Annotated in this window: 11 protein-coding genes; 9 read left to right on the top strand and 2 right to left on the bottom strand. The window is 61.1% G+C overall.

The window, feature by feature from the left end; translation table 11 throughout:
- Positions 1–54: 54 nt before the first annotated feature.
- The 8 genes from AC4CWF_RS06810 to AC4CWF_RS06775 all read left to right on the top strand — a co-directional run bounded on the left by AC4CWF_RS06810 (position 55) and on the right by AC4CWF_RS06775 (position 6,720).
- The gene (locus AC4CWF_RS06810; protein WP_491284363.1) at positions 55–1,158 is read left to right on the top strand and encodes an ABC transporter substrate-binding protein; all 1,104 of its coding nucleotides are present in this window, start codon (positions 55–57) and stop codon (positions 1,156–1,158) included.
- Between the two features lie 95 nt (positions 1,159–1,253).
- Positions 1,254–2,144 (top strand): ABC transporter permease, encoded by an 891-nt coding sequence (locus AC4CWF_RS06805; RefSeq protein WP_491284362.1) that lies wholly within the window; start codon positions 1,254–1,256, stop codon positions 2,142–2,144.
- Entirely contained in the window at positions 2,141–2,923 is a 783-nt protein-coding gene (locus tag AC4CWF_RS06800; RefSeq protein ID WP_491284361.1) for an ABC transporter permease, read from the top strand. Before AC4CWF_RS06805 ends, AC4CWF_RS06800 begins: the two co-directional genes overlap by 4 nt.
- A 13-nt stretch (positions 2,924–2,936) precedes the next feature.
- On the top strand, positions 2,937–3,998 hold the full coding sequence (locus AC4CWF_RS06795; protein WP_491284360.1) for an ABC transporter ATP-binding protein: 1,062 nt from the start codon (positions 2,937–2,939) through the stop codon (positions 3,996–3,998).
- A gap of 104 nt (positions 3,999–4,102) precedes the next feature.
- Complete coding sequence (locus tag AC4CWF_RS06790) at positions 4,103–5,146, top strand: zinc-dependent alcohol dehydrogenase family protein (protein ID WP_491284359.1); 1,044 nt, start codon at positions 4,103–4,105, stop codon at positions 5,144–5,146.
- Between the two features lie 6 nt (positions 5,147–5,152).
- Positions 5,153–6,022 (top strand): protein phosphatase 2C domain-containing protein, encoded by an 870-nt coding sequence (locus AC4CWF_RS06785; RefSeq protein WP_491284358.1) that lies wholly within the window; start codon positions 5,153–5,155, stop codon positions 6,020–6,022.
- Between the two features lie 89 nt (positions 6,023–6,111).
- The gene (locus AC4CWF_RS06780; RefSeq protein WP_491284357.1) at positions 6,112–6,393 is read left to right on the top strand and encodes a type II toxin-antitoxin system RelE/ParE family toxin; all 282 of its coding nucleotides are present in this window, start codon (positions 6,112–6,114) and stop codon (positions 6,391–6,393) included.
- A gap of 30 nt (positions 6,394–6,423) precedes the next feature.
- Complete coding sequence (locus AC4CWF_RS06775) at positions 6,424–6,720, top strand: HigA family addiction module antitoxin (protein ID WP_491284356.1); 297 nt, start codon at positions 6,424–6,426, stop codon at positions 6,718–6,720.
- Between the two features lie 94 nt (positions 6,721–6,814).
- On the opposite strand, the gene metH is transcribed toward AC4CWF_RS06775, so the two are convergent.
- A complete protein-coding gene (gene metH, locus AC4CWF_RS06770) occupies positions 6,815–10,588 on the bottom strand; it encodes a methionine synthase (RefSeq protein WP_491284355.1) in 3,774 nt (1,257 codons plus the stop codon).
- Between the two features lie 269 nt (positions 10,589–10,857).
- Between metH and AC4CWF_RS06765 the strand changes: the two genes are divergently transcribed.
- Positions 10,858–12,105, top strand: coding sequence for an AGE family epimerase/isomerase (locus tag AC4CWF_RS06765; protein WP_491284354.1), 1,248 nt, complete (start codon positions 10,858–10,860; stop codon positions 12,103–12,105).
- A 57-nt stretch (positions 12,106–12,162) separates the two neighbouring features.
- On the opposite strand, the gene AC4CWF_RS06760 is transcribed toward AC4CWF_RS06765, so the two are convergent.
- Positions 12,163–12,726 carry a GNAT family N-acetyltransferase gene (locus AC4CWF_RS06760; RefSeq protein ID WP_491284353.1) on the bottom strand — a complete coding sequence of 188 codons (564 nt, stop codon included), beginning with the start codon at positions 12,724–12,726 and terminating at the stop codon, positions 12,163–12,165.
- Positions 12,727–12,793 lie beyond the last annotated feature (67 nt).

Genomic DNA, 12,793 nt, shown 5'->3' with positions numbered 1-12,793 from the left:
TCAACTGCCTCTACTTGTCGCGCCACCAACCAAAACCTTGAGGAGAAAAACGTGATGTCCAAGACCCAACGTATGCTGTCTCTGACGACTGCGATCGTCGTTGCATCGACCAGCTTTGCCTTTGCAGAGCCGAGCGCCGAACTCATCGCTGCCGCCAAGAAAGAAGGCATGCTGACCACCGTTGCCCTTCCGCATGACTGGTGCGGCTACGGCGAAGTCATCGCAGACTTCAAGAAGAAGTATCCGGAAATCACCGTCAACGAACTGAACCCGGACGCCGGTTCGGCCGACGAAGTGGAAGCCATCAAGGCCAACAAGGACAACAAGGGCCCGCAGGCGCCTGACGTCGTGGACGTTGGTCTCGCATTCGGCCCGCAGATGAAGAAGGAAGGCCTTCTTCAGCCGTACAAGGTCTCCACCTGGAGCGAGATCCCCGACAACGTCAAGGATGCCGAAGGCTACTGGTACGGCGACTATTACGGCGTCATGTCGCTGCTGGTGAACAAGGATCTGGTCAAGAACACACCGGCTGACTGGTCGGACCTGAAGAAGCCGGAATATGCCGGTCAGGTCGCTCTTGCCGGTGATCCGCGCGCCTCCAACCAGGCCATTCTCGGTGTTCTCGCTGCCGGCCTCGCAAGCGGCGCAAAGGCTGGCAAGGAAGCCGGCGAAGCCGGTCTCAAATATTTCGGCGAACTGAACAAGGCCGGCAACTTCGTGCCTGTCATCGGCAAGTCGGGCACGCTTGCCCAGGGTGCCACCCCGATCGTCGTGATGTGGGACTATAACGCGCTTGCCGCCAAGGACACGCTGGCCGGCAACCCGCCGGTTGAAGTCGTCGTTCCCGCCTCCGGCGTTCTCGCCGGCGTCTACGTGCAGGGCATTTCCGCCTATGCGCCGCATCCGAACGCTGCAAAGCTGTGGATGGAACACCTCTATTCGGACGCTGGTCAACTTGGCTGGCTGAAGGGCTACTGCCACCCGATCCGCTTCAACGCGATGGCCAAGGCAAACAAGATCCCGAAGGATCTGCTCGACAAGCTGCCGCCGGCTGCTGCCTATGAAAAGGCCTACTTCCCGACGCTCGAAGAAGTCGATGCCAACAAGGCTGCCGTCACCGGCGCCTGGGACAGCGTCGTTGGCGCAAACGTCAAGTAAGACCTGAAATCCGTTGCCCCGGTTGCAAATGCCGGGGCAACGTTGCACTCTTTGAACAATAACCGTTGCCTGAAACAAAAACGGAATTGAGGGGAATGACGTCACCGAACCCACCGACCGGGCCCTTCCCGGCGAGGCGCATGCGCCTGCCTTTCCACTGGCTCGGCATCCTGCCGTTCGCGATCTTTGTGCTGCTTTTCCTCATCATGCCGACGATGAAGATCGTTATCGGCGCGTTCCAGCGGCCGGACGGAAGCTTTACCTTTCAAAATATCGGCAATCTGTTCACGCCGTCGATCCTTGCCGCCTATGGCATCTCGATCCGCATCAGCATGGCATCGGCCTTTTTCGGCTGCCTGATCGGTTTTGGCACCGCTGCCGCCGTTGTGCTCGGCGGCCTGCCGCGCGCCATTCGCGGGCCGCTCATGACGTTTTCCGGGGTCGCCTCAAACTTTGCTGGCGTGCCGCTGGCCTTTGCCTTTCTGGCAACGCTTGGCCCCGTCGGCTTCATCACCGTCTTTCTGCAGACCGAGCTTGGCATCAACCTGCGCATGCTCGGCTTTAACCTCCTCTCCTTCTGGGGGCTGACGCTCACCTATCTCTTCTTCCAGATCCCGCTGATGATCCTCATCATCACGCCGGCGCTTGACGGGTTGAAGAAAGAATGGCGCGAGGCGGCCTCCATCCTCGGCGCCACGAACGCGCAGTATTGGCGCATGGTAGCGCTGCCGATCCTCACGCCCGCGATCCTCGGCACATTTGCCCTTCTTTTCGCCAATGCCTTCGGCGCGGTTGCCACAGCCATCGCACTCACCGGCTCTTCGCTCAGCATCGTTCCGATCCTGCTGTTTGCGCAGATCCGCGGCGACGTGCTGGGTGATCCGCATCTCGGTTATGCGCTGGCCTTCGGCATGATCGCCGTCACCGGCGTTGCCAACACGGTTTACATCTGGCTGCGCGCCCGCAGCGAAAGGTGGATGAAATGAAGCGTTTCTGGGCCTGGGGAGCGTTGATCATCGGCCTCCTCTATTTCATCCTGCCGCTGATCGGCATGACCAACTTTTCGCTGAAAATGCGCCGCGGCGTCTATTCCTTCGATGCCTATGCAAAAGTGCTCGCCGACACGCGTTTCCAGGAAACCTTCACCTATTCGGTCACGCTTGCGCTGCTGACCATTCTCGTCGGCGTGTTCCTTGTTGTGCCCACCGCCTATTGGGTGCGGCTGAAGCTGCCGTTCCTGCGGCCTTACGTGGAATTCGTCACGCTCCTGCCGCTGGTCATTCCGGCCATCGTCGTGGTGTTCGGTTACATCAGGCTTTACAACACATCGAGCTGGCTGCCGCTCACCGGCACTGCACTCGGCACCGATGTGCTGCTGGTGGCCGGTTATACGATGCTTGCCCTTCCCTACATGTACCGCGCGGTCGATACGGGCCTTCGCACCATCGATGTGACGACACTGACGGAAGCGGCACAAAGCCTTGGCGCCGGCTGGTTCACCATCATCACCCGCATCATTCTGCCGAATGTGCTGGTGGCGGTGCTTTCGGGCGCCTTCCTGACCTTTGCCATCGTCATCGGCGAATTCACCATGGCAGCTCTGCTCAACCGGCCGGCCTTCGGGCCCTACATGCAGGTTCTCGGCGCCAACCGTGCCTATGAGCCGGCCGCCCTTGCCGTCATTGCCTTTGCCATCACCTGGGGCTGCCTGGGCCTGATCCAGCTTGTCTCGCGCTTCCAGAAATCCGCGCAGCGCCCGGTTTGAGGACTTTTCATCCATGAGCTTTCTGACACTGACCCATCTGCAAAAGTCCTTCGGTTCCGTGAAGGTCGTGCATGATTTCAACATGACGATCGACAAGGGCGAGTTCGTGTCCTTCCTCGGCCCATCCGGCTGCGGCAAAACGACGGTGCTGCGCATGATCGCCGGCTTCGAGATCCCGACCGGCGGCACCATTGAAATTGCCGGCAAGGACCAGACGCATCTTCGTCCGAACCAGCGCAATATCGGCATGGTGTTCCAGGCCTATGCGCTGTTTCCCAACATGAACGTCTTCGACAATGTCGCCTTCGGCCTGAAGGTCGCGGGCAAACCGAAAAGCGAGATCGAAAGCCGCGTGAAGGAGATGCTGAAGCTCATTCATCTCGAGCACCTGGCCGACCGCTATCCCTACCAGATGTCCGGTGGCCAGCAGCAGCGCGTGGCGCTTGCCCGGGCGCTGGCGCCAAAACCGGAGGTGCTTTTGCTCGATGAGCCGCTCTCGGCGCTCGACGCCAAGATCCGCGTGTCGCTGCGCGAAGAAATCCGCCAGATCCAGCGCCATCTCGGCATCACCACCGTCTTCGTGACCCATGACCAGGAAGAGGCACTGTCGATTTCCGACCGTATCGTCGTGATGAACGGCGGCAAGGCCGACCAGATCGGCACCGCACCGGAGATCTACAACCGCCCGGCAACCCGCTTTGTCGCCAATTTCGTCGGCACGCTGAATGTCATCGAGGCAACGCTTGTTAATGGCGCCACCGGCGTGGTGAAGATCGGTGAAGAACTGGTCAGCCTGCCGCAGCCCGTCAGCGGCAAGGCCGATGGCCAGTCGATCTCGGTCGCCTTCCGGCCGGAAGCCGCGATGGTTGCCGGGCCTTCCACCGGACCGGCGGCGCTGACCGGCACCGTGATGTCATCGAATTTCCTCGGTTCGGTGATGCGCACCAAGGTCGATGTCGGCGGCAACGTCATCTCCTTCGACATTTTCAACCATCCTTCCGCTCTGCGGCCGAAGGCCGGTGAAACCCTGTCGCTGACCCTGCAGAAGGACGGCTTGATGGTGCTGGGCGACTGATCCTCGCCCGCCCTCGATCTGAGGAACCGGGCCATCCGCGTCTTTCCATCCCGTGGCAAATCGGGCTACGGATGGCCGGGATTTGATGAAAGAGGGACGTCAGGATGCGCGCACTTTATTTCGAACGGTTCGGCGAGACACCGAAGGTTGCCACCCTGCCCGATCCCACACCCTCCGACGATGGCGTGGTGATCGCGGTCAAGGCGACGGGGCTATGCCGCAGCGACTGGCACGGCTGGATGGGCCATGACACCGACATCACGCTGCCACATGTGCCCGGCCACGAATTTGCCGGCGTGATTACCGCCACCGGACGCGACGTGCGCCGCTTCAAGGTGGGCGACCGCGTGACCGTGCCATTCGTGTCCGGCTGCGGCCATTGCCATGAATGCCGCTCCGGCAATCAACAGGTCTGCGAAACGCAATTCCAGCCGGGCTTTACCCATTGGGGATCGTTTGCCGAATATGTCGCGATCGATCATGCAGAGCAGAACCTCGTCACGTTACCGGAGGCCATGTCCTATGCGACAGCCGCAAGCCTTGGCTGCCGCTTTGCCACCTCGTTTCGTGCGGTGGTGGATCAGGGGCGGCTGAAGGGTGGCGAGTGGCTGGCGGTTCACGGCTGCGGTGGTGTCGGCCTCTCCGCCATCATGATCGGCCGTGGGCTAGGCGCCCGCGTCATTGCCATCGACATTGCCGAAGACAAGCTGGCGCTGGCGCGTGAACTTGGCGCTGAGATCACGATCAACAGCCACAGCGTGAGCGACGTGGCCGAGGCCGTTCGCGATGCGACCGGCGGCGGCGCGCATGTCTCCGTCGATGCGCTCGGCCATCCGCAGACCTGCTGCAATTCCATCTCCAACCTTCGCCGCCGCGGCCGTCATGTACAGGTGGGCCTGATGCTGGCCGATCACGCCATGCCGCAAATCCCCATGGGGCGGGTGATTGCGCATGAGCTGGAAATCTACGGCAGCCACGGCATGCAGGCCTGGCGCTACGATGCCATGCTCGCCATGATCGAGACGGGGCAGCTTTCGCCGGAAAAGCTGATCGGTCGCCATATCAGCCTCACCGTTGCCGCAGAGGCGCTGCCCGCCATGGACACGTTTCGCGAAAGCGGCATCAGCATCATCGACCGTTTTGAGTAGCATCGCATGACCTATAGCCTCGACGTCATCGCCACCCTCTCCGATGCCGGCAAGCCCGGCCGCCCCAACGAAGACCGTTTTGGCTTCAACCGCACCGCAGCCTTCGTGGTTGATGGCGCGACCGGGCTTGGCGACCGGCAGTTCATGACCGAACATGGCAGCGATGCCGCCTGGATCGCCGAGTACGCATCCCGGCGGCTTGCCGTCGAACTGACCCCGGAAACGGCCGTTGCCGATCTCCTGCGCCGCATCAGCACCGATGCGCGAAAAATCTTCGATGGGACCGCCGGAGAACAACCCCGTTATGCCTGGCCGCTCGCGGCCCTTGCCGGGCTTCGCGTGACGGAGGACGGGCTGGACTTCTTCGGCCTCGGCGACAGTGTCGTTTATCTCCTGCACGACGATGGCCGCGCGGAAACCTTCATCGCGCTGCCCGATGCCTTTGCCCGCGAACAGGCTGCCGCCCGCCGCCATGTGGAGCGCGTCGGCGGCATCGGAGCCTCCGGTGCAGCGCTTGGCGACCCGGAGACGCTTGCGGAACTGCGCCGCAACCGCGAGCGCCAGAACACGCCGGACGGCTGGGTCTGGTCGCTCGGCCTCGTGCCTGATGCCGCCGACCATCTGGTGCGCCACGCCATCCCGCTCCAAGGCGGCGCCACCGCCCTCGTCTGTTCCGACGGCCTAGCCGATCTCGTCAGCCTCTACGGCACCTATGACCCCGCCACCCTCATCCAACGCGCCGCCACCGCCGGCCTTGGCGCGCTGGTCGCAGAGCTTCGCCATCTCGAACGCGAGGTGGACCCAGATGGCCTAAAATATCCGCGCTTTAAGCAGTGCGACGATACGACAGCGAATCTGGTGCGGGTGGAGGCGTGAGCGTGTTTGAAGTGTAGACTTCAGCCCTTTTATTAACGCCATCTCCATGCTATGTATCACGGCACGATACAAAACTGATCGGGTGCAGCGTGATCCGTTCCTTTCGCGATACCCGAACCGAAAGCGTCGCGGCATGGCGGGCGCCGAAGGGATTTCCGGCAGACATCGTGAAGGCTGCGATCCGTAAGCTGACGATAATCAATGCTGCCACAGTGCTGGACGATCTGCGGTCTCCTCCCGGCAACCGTCTGGAAGCGTTGAGAGGCGATAGAGCCGGTCGATACTCGATCCGGATCAACGATCAATGGCGTATCTGTTTTATCTGGAAAGATGGCGGTGCAGATGAGGTTGAGATTGTCGACTATCATTGAGCAAGGCAGCGTTGGAAGGAGGCTTGAGCCATGACGGATATCTTGCCGCCGGTTCATCCAGGCGAAATCCTGCTTGAAGACTATCTTCTGCCACTCGATATGAGCGCTGGCGCGCTGGCAAAGAAGCTCGGCGTGCCCCGCACCCGGATCGAGCGCATCGTCAAGGAAACGGCGCCGGTCACGACGGATACGGCGCTTCGACTGGCAAAGTTCTTCGGCACGTCGCCGGAATTCTGGACGAACCTGCAGGCCAGCTACGATCTCAAGATCGAGGCCGCTCATCTGCGCGAGGAACTTGAGCGGATCGAGCGTTACAAGGCTGCCTGAAGAAGCTGCTCACTGGGCTGGCTTATTCCGCACCTCTCCTTCCCCGGACCGGGGAAGGCAACACTGTCTAACGGTTGACGCCAAGCTGACCGGCTCAGGCCGCCGCATCCTCCTCCACCTCTGCCGATTGCGGCACATAATTCAGCACCGGCCCCAACCAGCGTTCGATTTCTTCCACGGCCATGCCCTTGCGGCGGGAATAGTCTTCCACCTGGTCGCGCTCGACCTTGGCGACGCCGAAATAATAGCTGTCGGGGTGGCCGATATAGAGGCCGGAAACGGAGGAGCCGGGCCACATGGCAAAGCTTTCCGTCAAAACCACGCCGGTCGTGTCTTCTGCCTTCAAAAGATCAAACAGCGTGCGCTTTTCCGTGTGGTCGGGCTGGGCGGGATAACCGGGTGCCGGACGGATGCCGGCATAGGTTTCCGAGATCATGTCTTCGGGCGAAAGCGTTTCGCCGGCGGCATAACCCCAGTAGTCGCGGCGCACCTGTTCGTGCATGCGCTCGGCAAAGGCTTCGGCAAAACGGTCGGCCAGCGCCTTGACGAGGATGGACGAATAGTCGTCGTTGGCGCGTTCGAAACGTTCGGCAATCGCCACTTCCTCGATACCCGCCGTCACCACGAAACCGCCGACATAATCGGCCTTGCCGCTGTCAACCGGTGCGACGAAATCGGAGAGCGCCACGTTCGGTCGCCCATCCCGCTTGGAAAGCTGCTGACGCAGGGTGAAGAAGGTTGCCAGCTCCTCTTTCCGGCTGTCGTCGGTGTAGAGGCGGATATCGTCGCCCACCGCATTGGCCGGCCAGAAACCGATGACGGCGCGCGGGCGGAACCACTTTTCCTCGACGATCTTTTTCAGCATCGCCTGCGCATCGGCATAAAGCTGGCGCGCCGCCTCGCCCTGTTTCTCGTCCTGCAGAATGGCGGGATAACGACCCTTCAGTTCCCAGGTCTGGAAAAAAGGCGTCCAGTCGATATAGGGAACGAGGTTTTCCAGCGCGTAATCCTCGAAAACCTTCGTGCCGAGGAAGGAGGGTGCCTTCGGTTCAAAGGCTGCCCAATCCACCTTCTGCGCATTGGCGCGGGCGCGCGCGATCGGCAGGCGGATCTTGTCGGCTTCCGAACGGGCATGGGCGGCGGCCACCTTGGCATATTCGGCGCGGATGTTTTCCACGTAATCGGTGCGGCCGCCTTCGGCGAGAAGGTTCGACACGACGCCGACAGCGCGGCTGGCATCGGTCACATAAATCGCCTGACCGGCATTGTATTTCGGATGGATTTTCACGGCCGTGTGGACGCGGCTGGTGGTAGCGCCACCGATCAGCAGCGGAATGTCAAAGCCCTGCCGCTCCATTTCAGAGGCGACATGCACCATTTCATCAAGCGACGGCGTGATGAGGCCCGACAGACCGATGACATCGACCTTTTCGGCAATCGCCGTCTCGAGGATCTTTGTGGCGGGCACCATGACGCCGAGATCGATGATCTCGTAATTGTTGCAGGCGAGCACGACGCCAACGATGTTCTTGCCGATATCGTGGACGTCGCCCTTCACGGTTGCCATCAGCACCTTGCCGGCGGATTTGCGCTGCTCGCCGCCGTTCAGGCGCTTTTCCTCTTCCATGTAGGGCAAAAGCACAGCCACCGCCTGCTTCATCACGCGGGCGGATTTGACCACCTGCGGCAGGAACATCTTTCCGGAGCCGAAGAGATCGCCGACGACATTCATGCCGGCCATCAGAGGCCCTTCGATGACATGCAGCGGACGGTCCGCCTCAAGACGAGCCTCTTCGGTATCGGCGTCGATATAGTCGGTGATGCCGTTCACCAGCGCATGTTCGAGACGCTTGGCGACCGGCCATTCGCGCCAGGTCAGATCCTGCGCCTTGGCTTCTTTGCCGGCCGCACCGCGATAGCGTTCGGCAACCGTCAGCAGCCGTTCCGTGCCATCGGGCCGGCGGTTCAGCACCACGTCCTCGCAGGCCTCGCGCAACTCCGCATCAATGTTTTCGTAGATCGCCAGCTGACCGGCGTTGACGATGCCCATGTCCATGCCGGCCTGGATGCAGTGATAGAGGAACACCGCATGCATGGCCTCGCGCACCGGCTCATTGCCGCGGAACGAGAAGGAGAGGTTCGACACGCCGCCGGAGATGTGAACGAGCGGCATTTCCTTGCGGATCGTGCGCGTCGCCTCGATGAAATCGACGCCGTAATTGTTGTGTTCCTCGATACCGGTCGCGACAGCAAAGATGTTCGGATCGAAGATGATGTCCTCAGGCGGAAAACCCGCCTCTTCGGTCAGGATCTTGTAGGCGCGGCGGCAGATCTGCACCTTGCGCTCATAGGTATCCGCCTGCCCCTGCTCGTCGAACGCCATCACGACGACGGCGGCGCCATAACGGCGGATCAGCTGGCCCTGGCGGACAAAATTCTCCTCGCCTTCCTTCAGCGAGATGGAATTCACCACCGACTTACCCTGCACGCATTTAAGGCCGGCCTCGATGATCTCGAACTTGGATGAGTCGATCATCACGGGCACGCGGGCGATATCGGGTTCTGCGGCGATGAGGTTCAAAAACTCAACCATGGCGCGGCCGGAATCGATCAGGCCCTCGTCCATGTTGATGTCGATGATCTGCGCGCCGTTTTCCACCTGGTCGCGGGCAACGGCGAGTGCGGCGGTATAATCGGCCGCCGTAATGAGCTTGCGGAATTTTGCCGAGCCGGTGACATTGGTGCGCTCGCCGACGTTGACGAAGGGAATGTCCTTGGTCAGCGTGAACGGCTCAAGCCCCGACAGCGACATGAAGGAACGGCGCTCCGGCACCTTACGCGGCTCGAAGGACGAAACGGCTTCGGCAATCGCCTCGATATGCTCGGGCGTCGAGCCGCAGCAGCCGCCGATGACGTTGATCAGGCCCTCGCGGGCAAATTCCTTGACCTGGCGGGCCATGTCATCCGGCGACTGGTCGTACTGGCCGAATTCGTTGGGCAGGCCGGCATTCGGATAGGCGCAGACAAACGTATCGGCAATGGCCGAGACTTCCTGCAGATGCGGCAGCATGGCATCGGCGCCGAGCGCGCAGTTGAAGCCGATGGTGAAGGGCTTTGCGTGGCTCACCGAATTCCAGAAGGCCGTCGGTGTCTGGCCAGACAGCGTGCGGCCGGAGAGGTCGGTGATCGTGCCCGAGATCATCACCGGCAGGCGGATGCCCTTTTCCTTAAAACGTTCCTCGCAGGCAAAGATCGCCGCCTTGGCGTTCAGCGTATCGAAAATCGTCTCGATCAGGATGAGGTCGGCGCCGCCATCGATCAGGCCGTCGATCTGCTCGGCATAAGCCAAGCGCAGATCGTCGAAGGACACGGCGCGATAACCGGGATTGTTCACATCAGGCGAAATGGAGGCGGTGCGGTTGGTCGGGCCGATGGCGCCGGCGACAAAACGGCGCTTGCCATCCTCGCGCATGGCCCGCTCGATGGCGCGGCGCACCACCTGCGCGCCTTCCTTGTTGAGATCGTAGACAGCGCCTTCCATTTGGTAATCCGCCTGCGCGATGCGGGTGGAGGAGAAGGTGTTGGTCTCGATGATATCGGCACCGGCCTTGGCATAACGATAATGGATATCCTCGATGGCCTGCGGCTGGGTGAGGATCAGAAGGTCGTTATTGCCCTGCTGGTGGCAGGCGCAGCCGAGAAAACGATCGCCGCGGAAATGGTCCTCGTCAAACCCCAGCCCCTGGATCTGCGTGCCCATGGCGCCGTCGAGAATGAGAATGCGTTCGCGCGCGGCCTTGGCCAGCGCCTCGAAAATGTCCCCGCCGTTGCGTTGCGCACCTTCGGCACCGAAGAGATGATCGAACATGGGCGCTTTCCTCCAGCCTGAATTTTATCGTTCCGTTTAATCACATAAAGATATCTTTATGTCAATGTGAAGCAAGAAGAACACGATACGCCGCAGCCTTCTTCAAAATTGCGAACCCGGCGGCCGAAACAGCCATTGAACCCCGATGGCATTGGCACCGAATCCAGCTCAGCCTTCATGGTTTCATCATGACAGACGAGCGGGCGGACGGTATAGAAAATTCCGGTTCCATCCCGTCCAGTTTCACACGTCGTCGTTTCGGAGTCCTTATGATCGCAGCCGGAAAACTGAGCCCCTATTGGGCAGATCGCCCCTATCACCGTCACTGGCTGCTGGCCGAGGCGGAAGGCCTGATGGATTTTTTCCAAGCCCGGGCCATCAACCCGAAGGGTGGCTTTTATGACCTCGACCGGGCGGGCGCGCCGCTTTCCACCGATAATCCGGCCCGTGGCATTCATGCCAGCGCCCGCATGGTGCATTGTTTTGCCATTGCCGATCTCCTCGGCCGGCCCGGTGCCGCCGACGTGGTCGATCACGGCATGCGCTACCTCTGGGAAAAGCACCGCGACGTAAAGAACGGCGGTTATTTCTGGCAGGCGAACGATGAGGGCGCTGCAGACGCCTCCAAGCAGGGGTATGGCCACGCCTTCGTGCTGCTCGCCGCCTCCTCCGCCAAGGTCATCGGCCATCCGCTGGCCGACCGGATGCTTGCCGATATCACCGAGGTGATCGAGACGAAATTCTGGGAAGAGCGCCACGGCGCGATTGCCGAAGAGTTTTCAGAAGACTGGCAGCCCGTCGCCGGTTATCGCGGCCAGAACTCCAACATGCACCTCACCGAAAGCCTGATGGCCGCCTTCGAGGCAACGGGTGAAAGCCATTACCTCAAGAAGGCCGAGCGGATCGCCGACCTCCTGATCAATCGCCGCGCCCGCGAAGAAGGGTTTCGCGTCGCCGAGCACTTTTCCGAGGAATGGGTGGTCGACCGCAGCTATTACCACCCGAACGAGATGTTCCGCCCGGCCGGCACCACGCCCGGCCACTGGCTGGAATGGGCCCGCCTCCTCCTCCAGCTTTATACGCTGGGCGGCAAGGCGCATGCCTGGATGCCGGAAGCGGCAACCGCGCTGTTCGAACGTTCGATGACGCTCGGCTGGGACGCGGACAAAGGCGGCTTCTTCTACACGCTCGACTGGCAGGATGTGCCGGAAAAGAAGAGCAAGCTGTGGTGGCCGATGTGCGAGGCAGCGGGTGCCGCCCACTTCCTCAACGCCCATGTCGGTGGCAGCTTCCACGAAGACAGCTACCGCCGCATCTGGTCTGTCATCGAGAAGAGTTTCATCGACCGCGACCACGGCGGCTGGTTTGAGGAACTGACGGAAGATCTCGTGCCCGCCAACACGCTGTTTCCCGGCAAGGGCGATATCTACCACGCCTTCCAGGCCTGCCTCATTCCGCTGTTTCCAGCGGACGGCAGCCTGACCAAGGTGATCCAGGAAAACGGCGCAAAGCTCTGACGACAAGAGAGCCATCGGTTTTAAGACCGGTGGCTCTACCTCTCCTCAGCCACTCTCTTATTCAGCAGCATCGCGCATCTTGCGGTGCAGCAGCCAGGCGTTTTTGGCGAGGCGAAAACAGAATGCTGCGGCAGGCACGCCGGAGAGGTTCAACACCGTCTCATACATGTTTTCCGCACCAAGCTTGGCAACCGCCTTCTGCGACCTGATGTTCGTTGGTGCGATGTGGAACCAGACTTCGTCGTACTGCTCGAATGCATGGTCGAGCATCAGCCGCTTCAGCTCGAAATTTGTCGGCCCACCCCAATATTCGTGGTTGATGAAGGTATAGCCAATCGACAGGCTGTCCTCCCGGTCCGGGGCAGGATAATAACGCGAGCAGCCGATAATGGTATTCTTTGCCCGATCAATCACGGCAACGGTGCTGCCACTTTCCAGCAACAGCCCGAAATAGGGTTCGAACTTTTCACGCGTGTAACGGTCGCTGGCGGGATGGCCGGCCCAGACGGCGGGGTGTCCGGCTGCGGCAAACAGGCCGTCCCAGTCCTCTGACGTCAGCGGCCGGATGGCAATCGTCTTGCCTTCAAGGGTCGGTTGCGGATCAAAACCCTGCCTGAACATCAATGGATCTGCCTTTCCGGATCAAAAAGAACCTCCCGCCAAAGGGCTGGCGAAAGGTGCGTTCGGT

This window comes from Neorhizobium sp. PAMB6630, from assembly GCF_058242775.1.
Note: the sequence above shows the minus strand (reverse complement) of the source record. Positions and strands in the feature narration are given on the sequence as shown.